Source organism: Micromonospora sp. NPDC051227 (assembly GCF_044455385.1).
Classification (GTDB): domain Bacteria; phylum Actinomycetota; class Actinomycetes; order Mycobacteriales; family Micromonosporaceae; genus Micromonospora.
On record NZ_JBITET010000003.1, the window covers coordinates 694777 to 720479 of the forward strand.

General features: G+C 68.1%; 17 protein-coding genes and 2 tRNA genes. 14 read left to right on the forward strand and 5 right to left on the reverse strand.

Translation table 11 applies throughout. The features are described from left to right. Positions 1-44: 44 nt before the first annotated feature. Entirely contained in the window at positions 45-1160 is a 1116-nt protein-coding gene (locus ACIA47_RS11270; RefSeq protein WP_396707268.1) for a globin domain-containing protein, read from the reverse strand. Between the two features lie 144 nt (positions 1161-1304). Between ACIA47_RS11270 and ACIA47_RS11275 the strand changes: the two genes are divergently transcribed. Further along, positions 1305-2075: a CPBP family intramembrane glutamic endopeptidase gene (locus tag ACIA47_RS11275; protein ID WP_396707270.1), complete on the forward strand. Its 771-nt coding sequence runs from the start codon at positions 1305-1307 to the stop codon at positions 2073-2075. Between the two features lie 4 nt (positions 2076-2079). Here the strand turns inward: ACIA47_RS11275 and ACIA47_RS11280 are convergent, their stop codons facing one another. Then, positions 2080-3420 (reverse strand): hypothetical protein, encoded by a 1341-nt coding sequence (locus ACIA47_RS11280; RefSeq protein WP_396707272.1) that lies wholly within the window; start codon positions 3418-3420, stop codon positions 2080-2082. A 146-nt stretch (positions 3421-3566) separates the two neighbouring features. Here ACIA47_RS11280 and ACIA47_RS11285 point away from each other — a divergent pair. The 8 genes from ACIA47_RS11285 to ACIA47_RS11320 all read left to right on the forward strand — a co-directional run bounded on the left by ACIA47_RS11285 (position 3567) and on the right by ACIA47_RS11320 (position 14965). Next, a tRNA-Ser gene (locus ACIA47_RS11285) sits at positions 3567-3657 on the forward strand. Positions 3658-3692: 35 nt separating this feature from the next. Further along, positions 3693-3765 (forward strand) — tRNA-Arg (locus ACIA47_RS11290). Positions 3766-4103: 338 nt separating this feature from the next. Continuing rightward, a complete protein-coding gene (locus ACIA47_RS11295) occupies positions 4104-5621 on the forward strand; it encodes an N-6 DNA methylase (protein WP_396707274.1) in 1518 nt (505 codons plus the stop codon). Then, positions 5618-6781, forward strand: coding sequence for a restriction endonuclease subunit S (locus ACIA47_RS11300; RefSeq protein ID WP_396707276.1), 1164 nt, complete (start codon positions 5618-5620; stop codon positions 6779-6781). Before ACIA47_RS11295 ends, ACIA47_RS11300 begins: the two co-directional genes overlap by 4 nt. 47 nt (positions 6782-6828) lie before the next feature. After that, positions 6829-10245: a DEAD/DEAH box helicase family protein gene (locus ACIA47_RS11305; protein WP_396707278.1), complete on the forward strand. Its 3417-nt coding sequence runs from the start codon at positions 6829-6831 to the stop codon at positions 10243-10245. 698 nt (positions 10246-10943) lie between these two features. After that, positions 10944-12056 (forward strand): ricin-type beta-trefoil lectin domain protein, encoded by a 1113-nt coding sequence (locus ACIA47_RS11310; RefSeq protein ID WP_396707280.1) that lies wholly within the window; start codon positions 10944-10946, stop codon positions 12054-12056. A gap of 18 nt (positions 12057-12074) precedes the next feature. Beyond that, complete coding sequence (locus tag ACIA47_RS11315) at positions 12075-12800, forward strand: DUF3455 domain-containing protein (protein ID WP_396707282.1); 726 nt, start codon at positions 12075-12077, stop codon at positions 12798-12800. A 623-nt stretch (positions 12801-13423) separates the two neighbouring features. After that, a complete protein-coding gene (locus tag ACIA47_RS11320; RefSeq protein ID WP_203120696.1) occupies positions 13424-14965 on the forward strand; it encodes a non-reducing end alpha-L-arabinofuranosidase family hydrolase in 1542 nt (513 codons plus the stop codon). 100 nt (positions 14966-15065) lie between these two features. On the opposite strand, the gene ACIA47_RS11325 is transcribed toward ACIA47_RS11320, so the two are convergent. Beyond that, the gene (locus tag ACIA47_RS11325) at positions 15066-15587 is read right to left on the reverse strand and encodes a class I SAM-dependent methyltransferase (RefSeq protein ID WP_396707284.1); all 522 of its coding nucleotides are present in this window, start codon (positions 15585-15587) and stop codon (positions 15066-15068) included. A gap of 631 nt (positions 15588-16218) precedes the next feature. On the opposite strand from ACIA47_RS11325, the gene ACIA47_RS11330 reads away from it, so the two are divergent. Next, a complete protein-coding gene (locus ACIA47_RS11330; protein WP_396707286.1) occupies positions 16219-16941 on the forward strand; it encodes an SDR family NAD(P)-dependent oxidoreductase in 723 nt (240 codons plus the stop codon). A gap of 90 nt (positions 16942-17031) precedes the next feature. Here ACIA47_RS11330 and ACIA47_RS11335 read toward each other — a convergent pair whose 3' ends face one another. After that, a complete protein-coding gene (locus tag ACIA47_RS11335) occupies positions 17032-20253 on the reverse strand; it encodes a S8 family peptidase (RefSeq protein ID WP_396707288.1) in 3222 nt (1073 codons plus the stop codon). A gap of 181 nt (positions 20254-20434) precedes the next feature. Between ACIA47_RS11335 and ACIA47_RS11340 the strand changes: the two genes are divergently transcribed. The 3 genes from ACIA47_RS11340 (at position 20435) to ACIA47_RS11350 (ending at position 23526) form a co-directional block, all read left to right on the forward strand. Next, positions 20435-20935 carry a sigma-70 family RNA polymerase sigma factor gene (locus ACIA47_RS11340; protein ID WP_091396991.1) on the forward strand — a complete coding sequence of 167 codons (501 nt, stop codon included), beginning with the start codon at positions 20435-20437 and terminating at the stop codon, positions 20933-20935. Next, positions 20928-21617, forward strand: coding sequence for a hypothetical protein (locus tag ACIA47_RS11345; RefSeq protein WP_396707291.1), 690 nt, complete (start codon positions 20928-20930; stop codon positions 21615-21617). Before ACIA47_RS11340 ends, ACIA47_RS11345 begins: the two co-directional genes overlap by 8 nt. Positions 21618-21936: 319 nt before the next feature. Beyond that, the gene (locus ACIA47_RS11350; RefSeq protein ID WP_396707293.1) at positions 21937-23526 is read left to right on the forward strand and encodes a cellulose binding domain-containing protein; all 1590 of its coding nucleotides are present in this window, start codon (positions 21937-21939) and stop codon (positions 23524-23526) included. 70 nt (positions 23527-23596) lie between these two features. On the opposite strand, the gene ACIA47_RS11355 is transcribed toward ACIA47_RS11350, so the two are convergent. Beyond that, a complete protein-coding gene (locus ACIA47_RS11355; RefSeq protein ID WP_396707295.1) occupies positions 23597-24259 on the reverse strand; it encodes a hypothetical protein in 663 nt (220 codons plus the stop codon). A 340-nt stretch (positions 24260-24599) separates the two neighbouring features. On the opposite strand from ACIA47_RS11355, the gene ACIA47_RS11360 reads away from it, so the two are divergent. Next, positions 24600-25658 (forward strand): HupE/UreJ family protein, encoded by a 1059-nt coding sequence (locus ACIA47_RS11360; RefSeq protein ID WP_396707297.1) that lies wholly within the window; start codon positions 24600-24602, stop codon positions 25656-25658. Positions 25659-25703: the final 45 nt, after the last annotated feature.

The window sequence follows — 25703 nt, forward strand, 5'->3', positions numbered from 1 at the left end:
CCCAGGGGGCAGGGGCACGCGCCCCGGTGTGGGGGGAGGAACGTCTAGAGGTCACCGAAGGTGTCGTAGCGGATGTGCGGCGGCGGCACGTTGTCCGCGGCGAGCACCCGCAGGGTGGACCGGACCATCCGGGCGGCACCGGAGACGAAGCAGTCGTGCGTGGTCCACGGGCCGTACCGGGCCACGACCTCCGGGATCTCGCCCTGCTCGCCGTCGAAGTCCGGATCCTCACTGCACGCCGCGGTGACCGACAACCATGGGTGCACGGCCACCAACTCCTGCAACCCGTCCAGGCCGTACAGGTCGGCCGCCTGCCGTGCGCCGTAGAAGACGTGCACCCACCGGGTCCGGTTGAAGGTGGCCAACTCCTCCACCAGCGCCTTGATCGGCGCCAGCCCGACGCCGCCAGCCACGCAGAGGATGTCCCGTTCCGAGGCGCGGTCCAGGGTCATCGACCCCATCGGCGCCGCCAGGCGGAGCAGGTCACCGGGCCGTACCCGCCGCACCAGGGCGCCGGACACCCAGCCGGCCCCCGGAGACCGCACGTGGAACTCCAGCACGTTGTCGTCGTTCGGGGCGTTCGCCACCGAGTAGTTGCGCCACACCCGGGGGTGGTAGCGCGGCACCTCCAGGCTCACGTACTGCCCCGCCTGCCAACGCAGCGGATGCTGCAACGCCCGGCAGGTCAGCACGGCGGTGTCCGGGCCGTACCGCTCGTGGGTCAGCACCTCGGCGTGCCAGAACGGCGGGTCGTCGTCCGAGGCGGCGCCGGCCACCATCAGGGCGGCGATCGCCGCGTACGCCTCCCGCCACGCCTGGTCGTACTCCAGGTTCCAGCCGTCGCCGGCGGTGCTGCGCAGTGCGTCCAGCAGTGCGACGCCCATCGTGGCGTAGTGCCGCTCGTCGACGTGGTACTTGCGATGGTCGCGGCCCAGCGCCCGGAGGAACTCGTCGAAGCTCTCCGGGTCGTCGACAGTGTGGATCGCCGTGATGATCGCTTCGAGTAGGCGGTCGCCCTGGCCGGTCATCTGCACCGGGAAGAGTTGCCGCAGGGCGGGGTCGAGCAGGAACAGCCGAGCGTAGAAGTGACCGCTCAGCCGGACCCGGTCGTCCTCGACCAGGGTCCAGCTCTCCTTCAGCAACCGCGCGAGGTTGTCCACGGACGCTCCTTCTCCAGACGGCAACGGATCGGGCGCCCATAGAATCTCCACGGAGAGTGTCGACCGGTCGCACAGAATGTGCGATCGGCTCATGGTGGCCGGTCGGCCGTGTCCCGGTTGCCGTACGTCGGGCAGAGTGGTGCGGTGACCGTTGAGCTGACCCGCCCGGTGTCCCGCCGACTGCTGGGCACCGAGACGCTGCTGGTCCTCGGCCTCTCCCTCGGCCAGTCCGCGATCTACGCGGCGGTCTCGATCATCGCGAAGTTGACCGCCGACGGTCCGCTCTCCAAGCAGACCGCCTCGCTGAACACCTCGGCGTCGGCCCGCCCCTGGCTGGACCTCACGTACCAGCTGCTCGGCATCGTGTTCGCGCTGCTGCCGGTGCTGCTCGCCGTGCACCTGCTCAGCCGTGACCCCGGCGACCCGGCGCGGACCCTCGGCCTGGACGCCCGGCGGCCCGGTCAGGACGTGGCGCGCGGCGCCGGCCTGGCGGCGCTGATCGGCCTACCCGGGCTGGCGCTGTTCTGGGTGGCGGCCCACCTGGGCCTCAACGCAACGCTGGTGCCGGCCGCGCTGCCGGACGTCTGGTGGACGGTTCCGGTGTTGATCCTCGCAGCCGTGCAGAACGCCGTGCTGGAAGAGGTGATCGTGGTCGTTTACCTGGTCACCCGGCTGCGCCAGCTCCAGTGGCGGCTGGCCGCGATCATCGCGGCCAGCGCGCTGCTGCGCGGCTCGTACCACCTGTACCAGGGCTTCGGCGCGTTCGTCGGCAACGCGATCATGGGCGTCGTGTTCAGCCTCTTCTACCTGCGCACACGGCGGGTGATGCCGCTGATCATCGCGCACACCCTGCTCGACGTGTTCGCCTTCGTCGGCTACGCGCTGCTGCCCCGGGAATGGTTCGACTGGCTCTGACCCGTCAGCGCCGGTCGGGTCGGTAGACGGCCACCGCTCGGGCCGCGAGCCGGTCGGCCGCCGCCGAGTCACCCAACGCCGCCGCGAGCACCGCCGCCCCCGGCAGTAACCGGGCCACCAGCCGCAACGCCACCCAACCACCGGCCTGGGCCGTGAGCGGCGCGGCCAGCCGCCAAGCCGCCTCCGCCGCCCGCGGCCACGCCCCCTCGATCGGGTCACCCGCCGCCTCGGCGGCGGCCAGGGCCGCCGCCGCGCTCGCCCGATCCGGGTGCACCTGGGTCAGCACCAGCAGGTCGACGGCCCGGTCGGGATGCGTCGGATCCTCGCCGTACGCCGCGGCCAGGTGCAGCACCAGCTCCGAGTGCGTCCACAGCACCGCCGCCAACTCGGCCAGCGGCGCGAAGAAGCCGGCCAGCGCGGCGGTGGCCCCACCCGCACCCGCCGAGCGGACGAACCGCCGGGCTGCCAACCGGGCCAGGCCGTCCGCCGAGGCGTCCGGATAACGGGCGCGCAACCCAGCGGCCCACCCGGCCGCGCCGGGCCCGAACGCCCGCACCGCGGCCAGAGCCAACAGCTCCGGTGCGAAGCCAGGGTGGTCGAGCACGCGCGCGGCGACCGCGCGCAGCTCCGATTCCGGGGTACGCGGCAGAGCCGGCTCAGCCTGTTGCACGACGGGTGCTGCCGGTGGCACCTGCCGCTCGGCGGGGGCGGGCTCTGTCGGCGGGGTGCTCCTGGTCGGCGTGGTGCTCTTTCGTGGGGTGGCCGCGCGCTTGGTCGTCTTTGCGGCTTTGGCCGGGGCCGTTGGCGTGATGGTGCTCGCCTCGCCGGTGGTGTTCGCGGCTGTGGTGCTCTGCGCTTCGGAGGTGCTCGCGGCCTTGGTGGGTTTTGCGGCGCGCTTGCGGGGTGCCGGCGTGGCCGGGGTCACCTCGGCGGGCGTGTCGGCCGCCTGCCGAGAGGCAGCCCTGCGAACAGGGGCGGTCCGAGCCTTCGGCGGTGTCGATGCGAGGCCGGTTGCTGGGCTCGGTTGGTCGCCGGTCGGCTGCTCCGCGTGCTCCGGCTGCTCCGCGCTGGTGTCGGTGGTCAGTTCGGCCGATGCGCGCCGAGGCTGTCGAGGCAGGGGGCGATCCGGCTCCGGTGGTTGGAAGAGCACCGCCGGGGCGGCCTTGGCCCGTCGAGGACGCTGGGTCGCCGGGGTGGCTGCCGGCGGTGCCGACGCCTCAGGCTCCACCACCTCGGCGGGCTCCTCGGCCACGATGGGCGGCCGGAAGGTGGCCCGTGGGGAGCGCCGACGCGCTCGTTCAGCAGGCTCTCGACGGGTCGACTCGCTGGGCGGCTGCTCCTGCATATCGATGGAGCGTAGTCCCGATCACGCCGGCGCACAGCGTGGAAACACGGTGGGCGGGCGGGTCGCGTGGGCGTACCCCGGAAGTCGTTTTGCTCCCGGTGGGTGGCGACCTGTATCCTCGGGCGCGGTGGTCTGAGGATCACCAGGGAGACTTCGCCTAGTCTGGTCTATGGCGCCGCACTGCTAATGCGGTTGGGGTCTTAAAGCCCCTCCCGGGTTCGAATCCCGGAGTCTCCGCGCGAAAGCCGGGTGTGTACACTGGCTGAGCACAAGCGCCCGTAGCTCAATGGATAGAGCATCTGACTACGGATCAGAAGGTTAGGGGTTCGAGTCCCTTCGGGCGCACACACTGAGCAGGGAAAATGCCTTCCGGACATCGACCGGAGGGCATTTTCGCGTGCCACTTGGGTGGCACAGCTGACGCTGGTTTTAGTTGATCGTCACGGAGAGTCGCCTACGGGTCCCTCTGGTGAAGGCTTGGCCTGTCGTCCGGCCCTCCAGGTCTGCGCCCTGGTCTTACGGCGACACGCGGCCCATTCTCATCCGTTAGCACTCGACATGGCCTGGCTGGACGCTGTGTCCGGCACGCGGAGCCCTTCGGCCCAACGCCCGATCCCGCCCGGTGGGGTGGCGGGACTAACCTAGGTCAACTTGGCAGTACGACAGGTGGGGACCGAAGCTACGTGATCACCGGTGAGCTGAAGAGCAAGATCGACCGCATCTGGGATGCCTTCTGGTCGGGTGGGATTTCGAACCCGTTGGAGGTGATCGAGCAGATCACCTACCTGCTCTTCATCAAGCGCCTGGACGAGATGGAGTCGCGCGAGAGCAAGAAGGCGGAGCGCTTCCCGAACGCCCCCGTCACGCTGAGGTTCCAGCCGGACCAGCAGGAACTCCGCTGGTCCGAGTTCAAGGACCGGGACCCGGAGACGATGTTCAAGATCGTCGCACATCAGGTGTTTCCGTTCTTGCGGACGCTCGGTGGGGACGGGTCGACGTACTCGCATCACATGCAGGATGCCCGGTTCACCATCCCCAACCCGGCGCTGCTCGCCCGCGTGGTCGACATGCTCGACCACATCCCGATGGAGGATCGGGACACCAAGGGCGACCTCTACGAGTACATGCTCAGCAAGATCGCCACCGCCGGGCACAACGGACAGTTCCGTACGTCACGGCACGTCATCGAGCTGATGGTCGAGATGATGGCGCCGACACCGACCGACGAGATCTGCGATCCCGCATGCGGAACCGCGGGCTTCCTTGTCGAAGCTGGCGAGTACGTCCGCCGAACCCATCCGAACGCGTTGGTCGACCCGGTGCAGCGGAAGCACTTCCACGAGAGCATGTTTCACGGCTTCGACTTCGACAGCACGATGCTGCGGATCGGCAGCATGAACATGTTGCTGCACGGCGTGGAGAACCCAGACATCCGTTACCGCGACTCGCTGGCGGAGAACGTGAGTAGGGAATCGGAGAAGTACTCGCTGATCCTGGCCAACCCGCCGTTCGCCGGCAGCCTCGACTACGAGAGCACGTCCAAGGATCTTCAGCGGGTTGTCAAGACCAAGAAGACCGAGCTGCTCTTCCTCGCCCTCTTCCTCCGGCTGCTCAAACCAGGCGGCCGGGCGGCCGTCATCGTGCCGGAGGGCGTCCTCTTCGGATCGAGCAAGGCGCACAAGGAGCTGCGTCGGATGCTGGTCGAGGACCAGAAGCTCGACGGGGTGGTGAAGCTGCCAAGCGGCACCTTCAAGCCCTACTCGGGCGTCTCCACGGCGATTCTGCTCTTCACCAAGACAAACAGCGGCGGCACCGACAACGTGTGGTTCTACGAGGTGACCGCTGACGGCTGGAGCCTCGACGACAAGCGGACTCCGCTGCTGCCGGCCGAAAAGCTCGGGCCGGTGCCGGACGTGGCGCTGGCCGAGGACGAGCATTCCAGGAACAACCTTCCGGACGCCTTGGCGCGGTGGTTCCGGCGGGACGGCGACGAGTTGCAGCGGGCGCGGACCGAGCAAAGTTTCTGCGTGCCCAAGACCGACATCGTCGAGCAGGGCTACGACCTCAGCCTCAACCGCTACAAGGAGGTCGTCCACGAGGAGGTCGAGCACCAGGCCCCGTTGAAAATCCTGGAAGACCTGGAACGCCTCGAAGCCGAGATCCAGCAGGGCATGTCCGGCCTGAAGGGGATGCTCGCGTGAACAAAGTTCTTCGCAGATTGGACGACGTATGCACCGTGACGATGGGGCAGGCACCGCCGGGGGATGCGTACAACAATGACGGTGAAGGTTGGCCACTGATCGCGGGCGCGGGTGACTTCGCGAACGGTCGCCCTGCCGCGAAGAAGCACACCAGGGAGGCCACCAAGACCTCCGCAACCGGCGACATCATTCTTGGTATCAGGGCGTCCATCGGCGAGAAGGTGCTGTCCGACGGCGAGTACTGCCTGGGACGGGGCGTCGCCGGCTTGCGGCCTTCAACGGAGCTGGACGGTGGGTTCCTGTGGCATTGGCTTACCGTCGCTGCACCAGACCTGGCTGCAAAAGGCCGCGGAGCCACATTCAAGCAGGTCAACAGGCAGGACATCGGCGAGCTGCTGATTTCGGTTCCGGATCTGGAGGAGCAGCGGAGGATTACGGAGGTGCTGGATCGGGTGGACGAGCTGCGCGCCAAGCGCCGCCAATCCCTCGCCCACCTCAACGACCTCACCCAGTCCATCTTCCTCGACCTGATTCAGAGCCGAAAATCCAACGCAGACGACTGGAACGACTCGCTCCATCTAGCCGACGTGGCAGACGTTTCTTCGGGGATCACGAAAGGACGTAAATCTCCCACCGCAGCCCTTCGATCGGTTCCCTACCTCGCGGTGCTGAACGTGCAGGACAAGCGCCTAGACCTCTCGACTGTGAAGCAAATTGAAGCAACCGAAGCAGAGATCGACCGGTATCGGCTCCGCCAGGGCGACCTTCTACTCACGGAGGGCGGGGACCCAGACAAGCTTGGCCGCGGATCGATCTGGAATGGTGAGCTGCCGGAGGCAATTCACCAAAACCATATCTTCCGAGTGCGTGTAACGCGACCAGAGATGGTGAACCCCGTCTACCTCAGCTGGCTTGTATCGTCCAATGAAGGGAAGCGGTACTTTCTGCGGTCAGCCAAGCAGACGACAGGCATAGCTTCAATCAACATGGCCCAGCTCCGTCGGTTCCCCCTCCTGTTGCCGCCCATCGGTGTGCAGCGAGAGTTCATCAGCCGCGTCGAGGCGGTGGAACAACTCAAGGCACCGTACCGGCGGAGCTTAGTGGAGTTGGATGCGCTGTTCGCGTCGTTGCAGGATCGGGCCTTCCGGGGGTTGCTCTGACGTGAGACGATCGAGGGCTGCTGTCGACTGTGGGGAGATGGCGCTCAATGAGCAATTTCGCGTTCCTGCGGGCTGAGTGGCCCGTACTGTTTGGCGAGGCCCTGCGGGCGGAGCGGCTGGCTGTCGCCGACCCGCGGGCTTCGTGCTTCTACGCCCGGCGCACGCTCGAACTCGCCCTCACCTGGCTCTTTGAGGCTGACAGCACGCTCACCAGGCCGTACAAGGACGATCTGTCGGCCATGATCCACGAGCCGTCGCTGCGCAACTTGGTGGGCAACAGCCTCCAGGTCAAGATGAATATCATCCGCAAGCAGGGCAACAAAGCCGTGCACGAGAGCGCCCCGGTGACACCGAGCGAGGCCGTGCCGGTCCTCCGCGAGCTATTCCACATCACGTACTGGATCGCCCGGCACTACATCCGTGACCAGGCGAAGGTCCCGCCGAGCGCGCTCGCCTTCAACCCGGACCTGATCCCCCGGCCGGTCCCCTCGCAGGTCCGGCAACAGACCCAGTCCGATCTCAAGGCACTCGCCGAGAAGCTCGCCACCCAGGACGCGGCGCTGGCCGCCGAGCGCGAAAAGTCCGCCACCCTTGACGCCGAGTTGGCGAAGCTGCGCGCCGAGATCGCCGCCGCGAAGGCCGCCAACGAGGCCCGCCCCGACGACCACGATTACGACGAGGCGCAGACCCGCGACCTCTACATCGACCTCATGCTGCGGGAGGCTGGCTGGCGGCTCGACCGCCCGGAGGACCGAGAGTTCGAGGTCACCGGCATGCCTAACACCACGGGCACCGGGTACGTCGACTACGTCCTGTGGGGTGACGACGGCAAGCCGCTCGCGGTGGTCGAGGCCAAGCGCACCCGGCGGGACGCCACCATTGGCAAGCAGCAGGCCAAGCTGTACGCCGACTGCCTGGAGCAGCGGTACGGCCAGCGCCCGGTCGTCTTTTACACCAACGGCTATGAGACCTGGCTGTGGGACGACACCGCCTATCCTCCGCGCCCGGTGCTGGGCTTCTACACGAAGGACGAGCTCCGGCTCCTGATCCAACGCCGCGAGACCAGCGAGCCGCTTGCGGGGATGCCCATCAAGCGGGAGATCGTCGAGCGGTATTACCAGCACCGGGCGATCCGGGCCATCGGCGAGGCGTTCGAGACGCGACGGCAGCGGGAGGCCCTGGTCGTCATGGCCACCGGCGCCGGCAAAACCCGTACGGTGATCGCCCTGGTCGACCTGCTGATGCGTGCCAACTGGGTCAAGCGGGTGCTCTTCCTCGCCGACCGCAACGCGCTGGTCAACCAGGCGGTCAACGCATTCAAGGCGCACCTGCCTGAGGTGGCCACTGTCAACCTCGTCACCGAAAAGAACACCGAGGGCCGGGTGTACGTCTCGACGTACCCCACCATGATGGGCCTGATCAACGAGACCGCGAGCGGCGAGAGACGTTTCGGCCCCGGCTACTTCGACCTGGTCATCATCGACGAGGCGCACCGCTCGGTCTACCAGAAGTACCGGGCAATCTTCTCCTGGTTCGACAGCCTCCTGGTCGGGCTCACCGCGACCCCGCGCAACGAGATCGACCGCAACACCTACAGCCTGTTTAACCTCGAAGACGGCGTACCCACCGACCACTACGACCTCGACGACGCGGTCAACGAGGGCTATCTCGTCCCGCCGCGGGCGGTTTCCGTACCGCTGAAGTTCCAGCGCGACGGCATCCGCTATGACGACCTCACCGAGGAGGAGAAGGACGCCTGGGACGCCCTCGACTGGGGTGACGACGGGCCGCCGGACAGCGTCGACCCGGACGCGGTCAACAAATGGCTGTTCAACGCCGACACCGTGGATAAGGTCTTGGAGACGGTGATGACCCACGGCCACCACGTCGCGGGCGGCGACCGGATCGGCAAGACCATCATCTTCGCCAAGAACAACGCTCACGCCGACTTTATCCAGAAGCGGTTCGACCTCGCGTACCCGATGCACCGCGGCCACCTCGCCCGGGTCATCACCCACAAGACCGAGTACGCCCAGAGCCTCATCGACGACTTCTCGGAGAAAGAGAAGAACCCGCACATCGCGATCTCGGTGGACATGCTCGACACCGGCATCGACGTGCCCGAGGTCGTCAACCTGGTCTTCTTCAAGATCGTGCGGTCGAAGTCGAAGTTCTGGCAAATGATCGGCCGCGGCACCCGACTCTGCAAGGACCTCTACGGTCCCGGCCAGGACAAGCAAAACTTCTACATCTTCGACTTCTGCCAGAACTTCGAGTACTTCAACCACAACCCGAAGGCGGCAGAGGGCAAACTGGGCGAGTCGCTGACTGAGCGGCTGTTCAAGGCCCAGCTCGAACTCATCTACCGCCTCGACCAGCGCCTTCCCTTCGAAGCCGGCCTTGAGGCGGAGACCGACGGAACGCAGAGCGAGGCGGCGCTGCGCTGGGACCTCGTCCGCAACCTTCACCGCCGGGTGGAGAACATCCACCTCGACAACTTCGTCGTCCGCCCGAAGCGGCGCTTGGTGGAGTACTACGTCGACTTCGAGCACTGGCACCGCCTTACCCCCGAGGCCGTCGACGAAATCGGCGGCAACCTCGCCGGCCTGCCCACCGCCGTCAAGGACGAGGACGAGGCCGCCAAGCGGTTCGACCTGATGGTGCTGCGCCTGCAACTCGGCCAACTCGACGTGGAACCCGCCTACGACCGGCTCCGTCGCCAGGTGCAAGACATTGCCTCCACGCTGCTGGAGCAGACCAGTATCCCGGCGGTCCGCGAGCAGCAGCAGCTCCTCGACGAGGTGGCCGGCGACGAGTGGTGGCCGGACGTCACCCTGCCGATGCTGGAATTGATGCGCCGCCGTATCCGCGGGCTGGTCAAGCTGATCGAAAGGTCCAAGAGGGCCATCGTCTACACCGACTTCACCGACGAACTGGGCGAGATCTCCGTTGTCACGCTGAACGACATCAAGGTCGGCACGGACTTCGAGCGGTTCCGCGCCAAGGTCCGGGTGTACCTACGCGCCCACGAGGACCACTTGGCGTTGCAGAAGCTGCGCCGCAACAAGCAGCTCTCCCCGAGTGACCTCGACGAGTTGGAGCGGATGCTCGCGGCTAGCGGCGGCGGCGCCGACGACATCGACGAGGCCCGCCGTTCGGCGCACGGGCTCGGCTTGTTCATCCGCTCGTTGGTCGGACTCGACAGGGAGGCCGCCACCGAGGCGTTCGGCGAGTTCTTGACTAGCCGCACGTTGAGCGCGAACCAGATCAACTTCGTGAACCTGATCATCGTCCACCTGACTCAGAACGGCGTCATGGAGCCCGAGCGGCTCTACGACTCGCCGTTCAGCGACATTGCACCGCACGGGCCGGACTCGATCTTCCCGTCGGCCGATGTCGACCGCCTTATCACGATCCTCAACTCCGTCCGAGACACCGCCGCCCCTGCGGCCGAGGTCGCCTAGCCAACACGGCAAAACCCAGCTCAACCAGCGGCAGTTGCGAAAGCATGGTGGCTATCGACACACTCGCATGTATGCGTGCCACTCAGGTGGCACCGTGGGGGAGGGAGCTGTCGTCTAGCGTCACTTTCCGTCGACACTGCTACATAACAAACCAGGGCAAACTTGCATACATGCAGGTCAGGGGAGCTCTTTCGTGCCGACTACGGATCAGAAGGTTAGGGGTTCGAGTCCCTTCGGGCGCACAGCAGATGAGGGGTCGTTTCGGGAAACCGAGACGGCCCTTTTTCACGCGGTACAGCAGCAAGGCCGAGCCCTGTGTTCTGACCGAAAATTGCGAGCCGTCCGCCAACGGCATCAAGGCCGGGAAGCGGCGGTCCGGCCGCGCCCGAGCGGCGCTGACGAGCGGTGCCTACGTCGAGCGACAACGGAGATGCTCGACGGCGCGGAATGAGCCTGGCGTCTGGCATCTCCGTCAAGCCTGATGGTCATGCGTCATCGTCATGTCCCGCAGGCATCGCGCTGGTTTCGGCCGGCTTGTTGGTGCTTGACGTGGGCCAGATCAGCGGCAAGAATTTACAGGAATCGCTGTTAGCGTTAACAATCCGTCCCAGTGCTGCGACGGCATCGTCATGCCGATGTGGCAGCGGTCGCGACGGCCTGACTCCTCGGTCAGCACTACCACTGCAGGGGAGAAATCTATGCGAACGAGGGCAAGATGGCTCGCGGCAACCGCCGCACTCGGTGTTGTCCTCGCCGGGGTGCTGACCTCGATCGGCCCGGCCAACGCGGAATCCAACGGCGGGGTGCGGGTGATGCCTCTCGGCGACTCCATCACCGAGGGCACCCAGGTGCCTGGCGGGTACCGCATCGGGCTCTGGCAGCGCCTCGTCAACGGTCGATACACGGTGGACTTCGTCGGGTCGCAGTTCAACGGGCCAGCCAGCCTGGGTGACCACGACCACCAGGGACATCCCGGTTGGCGCATCGACCAGATCGACGCGAACATCGTCGGCTGGCTGAACACCCAGCGGCCGCAGACCGTCCTGCTGCACATCGGGACCAACGACATCCTGCAGAACTACAACGTGAGCACCGCGCCGAACCGGCTCTCCACCCTGATCGACCGAATCACCACCACGGCTCCCACCGCGGAGGTGTTCGTCGCGCAGATCATCCCGCTCTCCAACAGCAACCAGGAGGCGGCCGCACGAACCTTCAACGCGGCGATCCCCGGCATAGTGCAGAGCAAGGTGAACGCCGGCAAGCGGGTGCGCCTGGTCGACATGCACAGCGCTCTCACCACCGCCGACCTGATCGACGGCGTGCACCCCACGTCCGGCGGCTACGACAAGATGGCTGCCCGCTGGTACAGCGCGTTGCAGTCGGTGCCCGGCAGCATCGGCAACCCGGGCAGCGGCACCGGGCAGACCTCTGCGATCGTGGGTGCCCTGTCGGGTCGCTGCGTCGACGTCCCCGGCTCTTCCACCACCAACGGCACCCAGGTGCAGTTGTGGGACTGTCACGGCCGCACCAATCAGCAGTGGACCTACACGAGCAGCAAGACGCTGACCGTGTACGGCAACAAGTGCCTTGACGCAGCCGGCTACGGCACCTCCCCGGGCACTTTGGTCACCATCTACGACTGCCACGGCGGAACGAACCAGCAGTGGAACGTCAACGCCAACGGCACCATCACCGGCGTGCAGTCCGGCCTCTGCCTGGACCCGTACAACGTGGGCACCGGCAACGGGACGAAGCTCGTCCTCTGGACCTGCACCGGCCAGACCAACCAGCAGTGGAGCCGCCGATAGCTCGTACGGTCGCGGCGGGTGGTCGGATCGCAGGTGATCCGACCACCGGCACCTCCGCCAGGTGAATGGTCGTTCAAATCGGGCGTGATTTTGATCGTTCTACGCATGCTGTCCGTGCAGGAGACGAGTGGGCGTAGATGCGCCTGCCTGAAACGGAGGAATCGCATGCTCAGCACGTTTCACTCGCGGGTCCGAGCGGTTGCCGTCGTCGGTATGGCCGGTGTTGTGGCGGCGGTCGGCGCGGTGACCCAGCACGCGTCCGCTGCCGAGGTGGCCGCGCCAACTGCTGTGGGCGCCGACGCACGCCGGGTCGACATTCCGCGCATCGCCTCGACAATCAAGCCACCGGCGGGATCGCGCCCCGTTGGTGCGTACGTCGTCACTCGCGGAACGCAGACCTACACATGTGCTGGCGGCGTGTTCACCGGCGCATCGGTGCCGGAGGCCCAGTTGATCGGCACCGGCGGCCGGGTCCATCACTTCAAGGGCCCGAGCTGGCAGTCCGAGCGGGACGGCTCATTGATCACGGCGAAGAAGACCGCGGAGAGCCCACGGGCGGGGACCATCCCCGAGCTGCTGCTGACGGTGGACACCCGTGCCGGCTCCGGCATTCTCAGCAACGTCGCCTACATCAGCCGTCTGCTGACGTCGGGTGGCGTCGCCCCGGCCGGCGCCTGCACCGACGGCGCGACGGTGGCCGTGCCGTACGGCGCTGTCTATGTCTTCTGGGCCTCCAAGCGGTGATGAACCCGGAGATCGCCCACCGACCGTTCCTCGGGGTCAAGGTCGATTCGGAGGGTGCGCGGCGCTGGTGGGAGCCGACTGCCGGCCAAGGCAAGTTTGTTCGCGATGTACCGAGAGGGCAAGGACGACAAGGGGCGCCCTTGACTCGCACGGGCGGTCGTTGGCTGACCGTCGCCGCGCCGGCGCTCCTGCCGGTCGACCCGTCAAGCTGAGTTCACCGGCGCCACCAGCAAGCCGCCGGCAATGGGCAGCCGTCGATGTTAACGCGCTCGCGAGGCCTCCTCAAGGGCTCGGCGGTGGTCCTCGCCTGGGATCTTGGGCGATGCCTGCGGGAATGCGGTTCAAGAGGTTTCGCCCCAAGATCCGCGGCCCGGCAGTGGCAGATGTTCCCAGCACATTACGTCTTGACGAACGGCATGTTATCGCTCACAGTCGATGCCTAAGGACGACGACACCTCGGCTTTCCGGGCAAGCCCTGCCTCGTCGATCTCGAATCAGGCGTGCGCTACAGCTCGCCGGCGTCTTGTTAACGCTAACTCTCTGACGCCTGCGCGCTCGGCCACGCGTCGCGGCACGCCCATTCTCGGGCAGGCCGTTCGGCTCTTGGTCACTGGAGGAGGATCATGTCTGCCCTCGATAGGTCTCCGTCGATCGCAACGCCGTCGCGGCGGCGTTGGTGGTTGCCCCGCATCCTCGCCGCCAGCGCGGCGGCGTTGATGGTCGGTGGTGCTGCCGTAGCGGTGGTGTCGTCTCCCGCCGCTGCGGCGTCGGTCGACACGAACGCGTGGTACGTGTTGGTCAATCGCAACAGCGGCAAGGCCCTGGACGTCTACAACCTGGCCACGAATGACGGTGCCCGGATCACCCAGTGGGCCCGCAACAACGGCAACCAGCAGCAGTGGCAGTTCGTCGACTCGGGTGGTGGCTACTACCGGGTGAAGTCGCGGCTGTCCGGCAAGGTGCTGGACGTCTCGGGCTTCTCGACCGCCAACGGTGGCAGCATCGTGCAGTGGAGTGACCTCAACGGCACCAACCAGCAGTTCCGGCTGGCCGACTCGGACAGCGGCTACGTCCGGTTGATCAACCGGAACAGCAACAAGGTGATGGAGGTGCAGGGCGCCTCGACCGCCGACGGCGGCAACATCGTGCAGTACGACGACTGGAACGGCACGAACCAGCAGTGGCAGTTCGTCCGCGTCGGCGGTGGTACCGACCCCACCACGCCGCCGCCGACGACTCCGCCGCCGGGCGGCACCTGCGACCTCCCTTCGACGTACCGGTGGTCCTCCACCGGGGTGTTGGCGAACCCGAGGTCGGGCTGGGTGTCGCTGAAGGACTTCACCGTCGCCCCCTACAACGGCCAGCAACTGGTCTACGCCACCACGCACGACTTCGGGTCCAGCTGGGGTTCGATGAACTTCGGCCTCTTCTCGAACTACTCGCAGATGGGTTCGGCCAGCCAGAACGCGATGACCTCCGGCACCGTCGCGCCGTCGCTGTTCTACTTCGCGCCGAAGAACATCTGGGTGCTCGCCTACCAGTGGGGTGGACCGGCGTTCTCCTACCGGACCTCGACCAACCCGACCAACCCGAACGGCTGGTCGTCGCCGCAGACGCTGTTCACCGGAAGCATCACCGGCTCCGGTACCGGTCCGATCGATCAGGCTCTCATCGGTGACGGTACGAACATGTACCTGTTCTTCGCCGGTGACAACGGCAAGATCTACCGGGCCAGCATGCCGATCGGGAACTTCCCGGGCAACTTCGGCAGCAGCTACACGACCATCATGAGCGACACCACCAACAACCTGTTCGAGGCCCCGCAGGTCTACAAGCTGCAGGGTCTGAACAAGTACCTCATGATCGTCGAGGCGATCGGTTCGACGGGCCGCTACTTCCGTTCGTTCACGGCGACCAGCCTGAACGGTTCGTGGACGCCGCAGGCCGCGTCCCAGAGCAACCCGTTCGCGGGCAAGGTCAACAGCGGCGCGACCTGGACCAACGACATCAGCCACGGTGAGCTGCTGCGCACCAACGCCGACCAGACGATGACCGTGGACGCCTGCAACCTGCAACTGCTCTACCAGGGTCGTTCCCCGAGCTCCGACGGCGTCGACTACGGCCTGCTGCCGTACCGGCCGGGTCTGCTGACCCTGCAGCGCTGACCCGATTTGATCAAGCTCGACTGACCCGGAACGGGCGGGCTCGGCGTCACGCCGAGCCCGCCCGGCTCATGTCAACGCTGCGACAGGCCCAGGCCCAGGCTCACTGGATCGGGGTACCGGTGACACAGGTCAGCACCCGGCCCTGACCACGGGTGGCGCTCGATGTGGTCGTGGCGAAACCGTGGGTTTCGAGCAGTAGGTCGGTCGCGGTGAGGTTCGCGGTGGCGTTGGCTTCGGTGGGTCGCTCGCCGAAGACGTAGAGCCGCCCTCCCGGCGCCAGCAGGCTGCGTATCCGAGCGATCTGCTGCGCCGCATCGCCCAACCAGAAGAGGCTGACGTTCACCGCGAAGATCTTGGTGAAATGGCCGGTCGGAAGGTCGGCCGACTCGAACCCTGCTCGCCGGATCTCGGCTCTACCGGCGTCGATGTGGCTCAGGTTCCGTTCGGTCGCGAGCCGCACCATCGTCGCGGCCCGGTCGACGGCGACGATCCGACCGGTGGTGAGTTGGTCGGCGACCAGGGAGACGGCAGTTCCCCGACCGCAGCCGATTTCCAGCACCTGGTCGTCGGGCGCGACAGCCATGATCTGCACCGCCCAGCGCTGCCGATGGGCGGGCGTCACCCGAAGAGGTTCGTTCGCCGAGGGCGTCGTGCCAGCGCTGGACGAAGCCGCATCGCGGCTCGAAAGAGTGGACCTCACGACGTCACCCGCCGGTGCCTTCTCTGCTCACACCCCTGATTCCACCCTCTCAGCGGAGTCGGTGCACCGTGTCCTCGGTCACCGCGTCGGATCGACAGGCGCGACAGCGATCAGTGCCCGGGCACCGGGGTGACGTCCCGAGGGCGTTCGTCGGGGTCGGGACGTGCTTCGGTGCACCGGCGTTCGCCATGGCCAGCACCGATGGCCTGCGGCACGGCCATCGCGTTCCCTCGGCTGGGTGAGGGGCCGGGAGAGCAGCGCGATCAGAAGGTAATTGTTTTATGGAACGATCACCAAAGAATGCGCCGCCGGTTACAGCGCCGCTGTGGGTGATTTAGGGCCGAAATTAGAGGATCGGCTCGCTGAAGCCCGCCTGCCGAGGAGGTGTCGCAACCTGCGGAAGCGCCACCTGTGAGTGTCGTTACTTTGTCGAACGTTCCAGAAAAGGCTAGCGTTCCGTCTCACGAAGAGCCCTGCGGGCCCCGTGGCGGCTCACCAGTCGAAGTGGATGTGAGACGAGATGTCTGGACGGTTGGAAGCAAAGGTGCTGGTCGTGACCGGCGGTACGCAGGGCATGGGCCTGGCGTTCGCCCAGCGGGCGGCCACGGAAGGGGCCCGCGTCGTCATCGGTGCCCGGGACAAGGCCCGGGGCGAGGAGGTCGCCGCGCAGATCAGGAACGCGGGCGGCAGCGCCCTCTTCGTGCCCACCGACGTGACGGTCGAGGAGGACATGGCGCGGCTCGTCGACGCCGCGGTGACGGAGTACGGGCGGCTGGACGGCGCGTTCAACAACGCCGGCGGTGGCCCGATGGCCAGCGTGCGCGAGACCGACAGCGACAACTGGCACCGGTCGCTCGCCCTCAACCTGACGAGCGTCTTCTACGGCCTCAAGTACGAACTCCCGGCGATCATCGCCTCCGGCGGTGGCGCGATCGTCAACAACGCCTCGGTCTCCGGCGTGAAGGGCGACGGGACCCAGGCCGCCTACAACGCGGCGAAGCACGGGGTCATCGGTCTGACGCGCTCGGCGGCACTGGACGTGGCGCGCACCGGTGTGCGGGTCAATGCCCTGGTCACCGGCCTGATCGACACCCCACTCTGGCAGGGCGTGGTCAGCCAGGCCCCGGAGATCGCGGAGCGCTACCTGTCGGCGCAGCCGACCGGACGAGCCGGCACCTCCGACGAGGTCGCCGCGCTCACCGCGTTCCTGCTCGGCGACGAGGCCACCTTCATCAGCGGCGCGTCCATCGCCATCGACGGGGCCTTCACCGCCTGAGGCGCCGAGACACCGAGACACCGAGGCGCCGAGACGCCGAGGTCCGGTCCGGGGCGGCGGCTCCAGCAGCCGCCCCGAACCGGGCATGCGTCACGCGATCCGATAGGCCCGCTGGATCGTCTGCGTGACCGTGTTGCCGGCGGTGTCGGTGGCGGTCAGTCGCAGCGAGACGAATCCGGCCCGTCGTGGATGACTGATCAGCGCGACGTTTCGGATCACCGGCGAGGCGACCCAGGTCCGGCCGTCGTCGAACGACGCGGACACGGCGAGCGTCCGGTTGGGCGCGGCCTTCGAGCCGGCCTGCCGGTCCAGCGCCACCGGGATCGTCATGATCCGGCCGGCCCGTGCCGTGTTGGTGTCGTCGAGCATGGGCGTCGGGCGAGCCGTGGTCAGAGGCAACCGCTCCGGCGACGTGGTGTGCGCCGAGGTGAAGGTCCAGGCCACCGAGACCGACGTCGACAGGGTGTCCGGTGCGCCTCGGGTGGCGGTCGCCTCCAGCCGGTAGGTGGCCTTCCCGGCAGGCACCGCGAACTCGGCCCACGGGCTGTCCGAGGTGCCGATCTCCTTACCGTCGCGCAGCAGCCGGAACCGCACCGGCTGGTCGTCGCGGCTGGCGGGGCGGCCGGTCGCGTCGCCGAACAGGGGCACCGACGCGATCGAGATGGTGTCGCCGTCGCGGCCCACGTACCCCAGGGGTGACAGGGTCGGCGCCTGGGTCACGGTGGGTCCGAAGGGCGCGGCGTTCCAGGTCTGGGTGTACGTACGCCCCGACCTGAAGGTCGAGTCCTGCGTCGTGAGGTTGTCCCCCTCGACGAACGTGGAGGTCCAGACGATGCCGCCGTCGGTGTTGTAGTACTCGGTGCCCTTGAACGGCAGGTCGACAGGCGTGCGCGACCCGATCGGGCCCGCGCCTCCGGGCGCGGACGCGCGGTGGAACCGGGTGGCCGTCGCCGTCGTGGACTGGCTGCGGTAGGTCGTCGTGACCGTGGCGAGGTTCTTCGACGACAGCTTCCTGGTCAGGCCGGTGAACATGTCGCCCTTGCCGACGTACGCCAGGTCGTAGGTGTAGGGGCTGTTCCGGAAGGTGCCGTCCCTGCCCGGCCGGGCGAGCCCGACGCCCAGCGTCGCGGTGAACTCGGGCGCCGCGACGGCGGGTCCGAGTCGGCCGAAGAAGACGTCAGTGAAGGACACTCCGCTGAGCTGGACGCCCGGGTAGCGCAGGCCGTCGTCCCAGTTGGCGCTCACGTTGATCGAGATTGGCGCGGCGTCGTGCTGCGGCACTGTCAACGCGACAGGCTTGGCGGTGCGGGCGTCGACCGCCTCGGTGACCGGGCCGCGTACGTCCAGGACCGGCTGCGCGAGCAGGGTCGACACGGCACCCTCGTTGATGGTGCTGTACAACGCGTACCGACCCTTGGGCAGCCGCAGGACGCCGCCGCCCGGTGTCGCGGGGAGGGTGCTGAACTCGCCGGTGGCCAGGTTCGCCGCCACTGTCGTGTACTCGGTGGCCGGCTCGCCGTCGCGTCCGGTGTGGTTGAGCCGTACGTCGTAGCTCTCGATCTCACGGTTCAACACGAAGGGCGTCCGTACCCGCAGGTCGCCGGCGCCGGTCGCGGTCAGCGCGCCCTGGTAGACGCCGTCCGGGGCGTCCACCCGGGTGTCCACAGTGATCGTCGCCTCGGCGCGGCCACCGGCCGGCACCACCAGCGTGGCCGGGCTGACGGTGAGCATGCCCGCCGGGGCCGGAGCGATGGCCAGTGTCACTGTGACCGGCGCGGTGCCCGTGTTGCGGTAGCCGACGACCTGGGTGATCGGGCTGTCGTCGGCGTGCGGCCAGCGCTGCACCGGAAAGTCGATGGCGGCGATGTCGGTGGCGACCGGCTGGGCGACAGCGCGGGCGATGTCCACCCGGCCGGCGCCCTGCTCGTAGATGGTGTCCTGGCCGGTCGGCTTGGCCGAGTCCATCAGGGCGGCCTTGAGTTGCGGGCCGGTCCAGTCCGGGTGCTGGCCGGCGAGAATCGCGGCGGTCCCGGCCACGTGCGGGGTCGCCATCGACGTACCCGACATGGTGGCGTAGTCGCCGCCGGGAGCGGCGGCCACGATGTCGACGCCCGGCGCGCTGATCTCAGGCTTGATGTGGTTGTCGCCGACGCGCGGACCCCGGCTGGAGAAGTAGGCCCGCTGGTCGTCGGCGTCCACGGCGGCGACGGCGAGAGCGTCGTCGGCGGAGGCTGGCGACGAGACCGACTTCGGCTTCCCCTCGTTGCCGGCCGCGACCACGAAGAGGGTGCCGTACTGGTGACTCAGCTCCTGGACCGCGGTCTCGAGCGGGTCGAGGCCGAGTGCGTCGTCGCCGCCCACGCTCAGGTTGACCACCCGGGTCTGCGGCGCGAGCCACTGCATGCCGGTGATGATGTCCGAGTCCTGGCATTCGGTGGTGGCGCAGACCTTGCCGACGAGCAGCTTCGCCCCCGGCGCGACCCCGCGATACCTGCCGCCGGAGGCGGCGCCGCTACCGACGATCGTCGATGCCACGTGGGTGCCGTGGCCGACCGAGTCGCTCGGGTCGTTGCCGCCGGTGAAGTCCCGGACCTCGGTGAGGTGGCCGGCGAAGTCGGGGTGGCCGGCGTCGATCCCGGTGTCCAGCACGCCGACGGTGACGCCGGTGCCGTCGAAACCGGCCTGCCACGCCGCCGGGGCACCGATCTGCGGCACGCTGCGATCGAGGGAGACCGTGCGCTTGCCGTCCAGCCAGATGTGGGTGACCCCGGCGGTGAGAGTGCGCGCGGACGGCGTACCGCGGGTGAGCGACGCCCAGAGCGTCACCCGGTCGTCCCGGTCCGCCCGGACCGCGAGCGCGTGCGCGGCCGGGAGGTCGGCCCGCACCCGACCGGCACCCCCGGTGGTCGCGGTCCGTGCCCGCGCCGCCATGTTCTCGGGGTACGCGACCAGCAGCGGTAATTCGGCTGCCCGGTCGTCGTAGCCGAACTCGCCGAGCGTGGTGAGGTCGAACAGGCGTCGGTCCAGCCGCCCGTCCCGCACCAGCGGCATCGCGTCCACCGGGATGACGTACTGGTGACCGTCTTCTCGACTGCTCACGAACCGCATGGCGGCCCGACCCGGCCCGCGCTGGATCTGCGGGCGACCCGCCGCGTCCAGCGACACCCGGTCCCCGGTGATCAGGGTGAAGGTGCCGGGGGCCGTGGCCGTCGGCTTCTCCTGCGCATTCGCCGGTTGGGCGGTCAGGCCCGCCGCCACCAGCGCGGTCGCGAGTACGCCGGCTGTCAGGGCGCGTCGTTGCCGTCGTCGCACATCGTCCTCTCCGCCACGGGCATCTCCCGGGTCGGCACGATGACGCCTGACCAGGTCGTTAGGTTGATCACTGCGGTGTGACGGAGGCCACAATCGCGCCCCGCGCCGACGTGACCGGTCCACCCTGGCGAGTTCCATGCGGCGGTGACCAGGGGACGAGGCATGGGAGGGCACCGGTCGGATGCGTGACGCCGAAGAGTTCGACGCCCTCTACGCGGCCTGTGCGGGTCGGGTCGTGGGTCACGTGTACGCGCTCACCGGCAACCGCGCCGAGGCGGAGGACGCCGTCGCCGAGGCGTTCATGCGGGCCTGGCAACGATGGGCGACGGTGCGGGAGACGGACAGTCCGGAGGCGTGGGTCCGCCGGGTGGCCTCCCGGATCGCGGTGAGCAGCTGGCGCAAGGCGTTCAACCGGGTACGCGCACACCGTCGGGCTGCCGTCGATCAGGGTGTGCCCGGGCTGAACGAGGACCACGTCGCGCTGTTGCAGGCGCTGCAACGGTTGAGCGCCAACGAGCGGCGGGCGGTCGTGCTGCACCATCTCAACGACCTCAGCGTCGCGGAGGTGGCAGCCGAGATGCAGGCCCCCGTCGGAACCGTGAAGACGTACCTCGCCCGTGGTCGGAGAGCGATGGCCGGGTTGCTGACCGATGCGCACCAGGAGGAGACCTCCCATGGCTGATCCGCGCGACGATCTCACCGCGATCGTGGACGAGGTCCGGCGAGTCACCATCCTGCCGGGGGCAGAGACGTTGCGGCACCGCAGCGACCGGCGTCGGCGGCGTCGGGCCGCCGTCGGCGCAACGGGGCTGGCCGTGGTGGCCCTCGCCGCTGGCACCGTCCTGGTGCAGGTGCGGAACAACGTCGAGGCGCCCGGTGTCGGTCCGGCCACCCCGGTCGCACCGCCAGTGGTCCCGTCCGCGACCGCCTCGGCGGGACCGCAGGAGCTCCTCGGCGGCCGGCGGCAGGTCCAGATCGTGCTGCCCGGCATGCGCGGGGCCACTCTGGCGATCGACCGCGACGGCGATCAGGTGCGGGCCACCACCGAGCAGGGCATCGACGATCGGGCGCTGTGGGTGCTGCGCCCCGAGGGCGACAGGTACCGGATCCTCCTGGCGTCCGGTGCCGACGCGATCTGCATGACCGTCGTGCACGACGCCGCGCCGGGCAGCGTACGCGGCCGGGCGTGTGCTGCCGCCGCCTCGACGCAGCTCTTCCGGATCGATCAGGTGCCTGACGGCAGCTACTCGATCTTCCAGGGCAAGCGCTACGTCCAGGTGGTGGACGGCACCAACGCCCTGGTCCCCGACCTGCCCGAGGGCCTGACCACCACGTACGAGTTCCTGGACCGCGGGCCGAGGTGAGCGGCCGCGACGGCGGGCCACGATCGTGCCGGGGGTGCTCGGCGCGGACGTGATGCCGGTCGTCGAGCCGGACGCCGGCGTCGAAAGGTTTCGCCAAGTGGGGCCGAAACTTTCGGTAAAACATTGACACCCTGCGATGGGCAGGCTCAGGCTTGACGTGGCTGGCAATCGTGATCATCGATCTCGCTTCGTCCCTTCCTGTAACCACCACCTCGGAAGGAGACCTATAGTGACCATCCCCTCGGGCCGTTCCAGGACCCGATTCTCGGTCGTAGTGCTGGCGCTGGCAGCGCTCACGGTCGCCGGATCGGTATCGGTAGTGACACGTACGACGAACGCTCAAGCCGCCGTAGGCACGCTGGCCGCGGCAGTGGAGGACGAGGGCGTCGACTGCGCCGTGCCCGGTCTGCCTGACCTGGGCTCGCTGCCGACCAACGCCAAGCTTCCCGATCCCTTCAAGAAACTGAACGGGACGACCATCACCGCCAGGTCCGACTGGCGCTGCCGGCGGGCGGAGATCAAGGAGCTTGCCGAGAAGTTCGTCTTCGGCGAAAAGCCTGCCAAGCCCGCGACGGTCACGGGGACGGTGTCCAACAGCAGCATCACCGTCAACGTGGCACACAACGGCAGGAGTTCCACCTTCTCGGCGCGGGTCGAGCTGCCCAGCGGCACCGGTCCCTTCCCGGCCGTCGTGGTGGTCGGCGGGTTCGGCGCGGACACGGCCACCATCAAGGCCGCCGGCGCTGCCGTGATCAGTTACGACCCATTGGCAGTCGGCCGCGAGGGCACTCCCCGGAACAACAAGCAGGGCGCCTTCTACAGCATCTACGGCTCATCGAGCAGCACCGGGCTGCTCGCCGCCTGGAGCTGGGGCGTCAGCCGGATCATCGACGTCATCGAGCAGTCCGACGGCAGGATCCTCAAGGCGGACGCGATGGGCGTCACGGGTTGCTCCCGTTACGGCAAGGGCGCCTTCGCGATCGGTGTGTTCGACCAGCGCATCGCCCTGACCATGCCGATCGAGTCGGGCAGCGCGGGCGTCCCCATCTTCCGGGGCATCCCGGGTGAGGGCGCGCAGAGCCTGAGCAGCGCGTACGGGGAGCAACCCTGGCTGGGTGACGCGTTCGGGTCCTTCACCGGCAGCCCGAACCGGCTCCCGGTGGACACCCACGAGATGGTCGCCATGGTGGCACCGCGCGGACTGTTCATCATGGACAACCCGCACATCGCCAACCTCGGCCCCCGGTCGGCGAGCGTCGCGGCCCTGGGTGGCGCCGAGGTCTACAAGGCACTCGGCGCCGGCGACAACATCACCTACTGGTCCGACGTGCAGGACGGCAGCCACTGCGCCAACCGCCCCGAGTGGCGTACCCCGTTGCAGAACAACATCCGCAAGTTCCTGCTGAAGACGGGCAACGAGCCGGGCGTGATCCGGATTTCCAGCAGGGCGCTCGGCCGGTTGGCCGACTGGCGGGACTGGCCGACCCCGGTCCTGGCTGACGGCCCGACCACGCCGCCGCCGACCACGCCGCCGCCGACCACGCCGCCGCCGACCACGCCGCCGCCGACCACGCCGCCGCCGACCACGCCGCCGCCGACCACGCCGCCTCCGACCGGTGGTGGCTGCGCGGCGACGGTGTCGGTCAACCAGTGGACGGGCGGTTTCGTCGCCACGGTGCGGGTGAGCGCTGGCACCGCGCCGGTCAACGGTTGGACGGTCACCATGACTCTGCCGTCGGGTGCCAGCATCACCAGCATCTGGAGCGCCAACCGGAGCGGCAGCACCGGGACCGTTCAGTTCACCAATGTCGCCTACAACGGCGCCATCGCGGCCGGGCAGTCGACCGAGTTCGGTTACCAGGGCAGCGGCACCGGTGCGGGGATGACTCCCACCTGTTCCGCCGGGTGACCCGCGGGCCCGGTGCGGAGGTGCACAGCCTCCGCGCCGGGTCGCGCGGCTGCGCGGGGGAGCCCGAGCGTCAGAGCCAGACCACGAGCCCGGTCAGGTCGTTGAGGACGGCGGCCACGCCCGCCCGGATGGCCGCCGCGCACCGGTCCGCGGTGAACGAGTTCGGGTCGTACGTCGAGGACATCCCGAGCCCCTCGCCACGGAACGACGCGCCGTCCCAGTCGACAGCGGTGACGTTGTGGGTGGGCTCGGCGAGTTCCGCACCGACCACGAGGAACTTCTCGTCCAGGTGGTTCGGGGTGACCAGCGCGAGCCCGTCGATGAGGTCGTTGCCCGCGCTGACGATGAGGTCCGGGCCCATCTCCATCGCCTTGGCGATGCTGGGAACGGTGTCGTGCGCATTGCCGACGACGATCGTCCTCAGGTCGACGTGCTCGTCGTCGGCCCACTCCTTCACCGCCGTCACGAGGGCCTTGGTCGGGTTGTCCGCACCGCTGGACAACAGAACGACCCGGTAGTCCTTCGGCGGGTGGACGCCGGCCCACGAGCCGGGCTGCGGGGTGATGGTCGCCTCCGGCGCGGGCTTCGTGGAGGGGTCGACGAACCCGGGGCCGAGAGTGCCGATGGCGCTGGGCGCCGGACGTGGCTCGGACCAGTCGTCGCTGGAGTTGCAGGCGGTGACCAGCGCGGCGGTCGCGGCCAGCATGGCAACGGCCCGAAGCGGGGGGCGCAAGGTGATCGTCCTCCGGGTGGTGGCGGAAAGTGCGCGTACTTCTTCGTATTCCTATCTCAATTCCGGTCACCGGTGATCGGTGGGTGGTCGTTCGGGGAAGTTGTTCTCCGGCGGTTCGTCGGTGCGCGGGTTGGTGTTCACCCACGGCATGCAACGTGCACTGGCCAACCGAGGGAGCCGAATGTCAGGCCGTATCCGCCGTACCGTTATCGTCGCCGCTGTCGGGTTCGCCGCAGCGGTGGTTCCGTTTCTGGGAGCCGAACCGGCGTCCGCGCACGGCTTCTCGTCGACCGTGTACGCGAAAATTGCAGCGGGAGATGAGGGTCACATTCGAACCGAGGTGGAGCTCGAATACGACCTCCTCGTCGTGTCCGCCGCGGATGCCGGCGACGACGACCCGCTCTTCCAGGCGGGAACCGCCGCGTTCGAGGCGGGCGACACCGCCGCCCAGGCCGCCGCCCTGAAGGGTCACGCGTCGGCGGTTCTCGGGTACGTCTCCGACCGGTTCTCGGTGGGTTCCCGGGGTGCGGCCTGCCGGCCGACCCAGGTGGGTGACGCGACGATCGGCGAGCGCGAGGGTGTGCCGTACGCGGACCTGCTGCTCGACTGGACCTGCCCGGAGCGGGTCGACGAGCACGTGGTGCGCAGCGGCCTCTTCCCTGATGGTGAGGGTTACGTCAAGGGTACGAAGACGATCGTCACCTACGAGATCGACGGCCGTTCGGGCAGCGCGGCGCTCGACGCCGCCAACCCGTCCTTCTCGACCGCGCAGGCGTGGTACGAGCGGTTCGGCGAGTTCTTCCTCCTGGGCGCCGAGCATCTGTTGACCGGGATCGACCACATCCTGTTCCTGCTGGCGCTCATCGCCGGGTCTCGGCGGCTTCGGGAGATCGTGCTCGCGGCCACCAGCTTCACCCTCGCGCACTCGGTGACGTTCATGCTCGCCGCGCTCGGCCTGGTCGAGGTGCCGGGGGTGATCGTGGAGCCGATCATCGCGTTGTCGATCGCCGTCGTCGCCGGTTGGCACCTGTGGGGGATCTGGCGGCGTGGTGAGCACGCGGCCGACCTGGAGACGGCCGGGCGCGGCCACTTCAGCCTGGATCGGGCCGGCTGGATCCGCCTCGGCGTGGTGTTCTGCTTCGGCCTTGTGCACGGCCTCGGCTTCGCGGGCGCGCTGGGTATCGACGAGGCGTGGTCGTGGACCCTGCTGTGGTCGCTGCTGGTGTTCAACGTCGGCATCGAGGTCGTTCAGTTGACGATTATCGCTGCCGTCTTCCCGCTGCTGTTCGTGCTGCGCCGTCGTGCGCCGAAAGCCGGCCTCTGGGCGACCGGGGCTGTTTCCGCAGCCGTGTCCATTATGGGGTTGATCTGGTTTGTGCAGCGCATTTCTGGTTCATGAGTAGGGCTAAGTAGTTCGTGAAGTGCAGTCTTTCGCAAGATCACG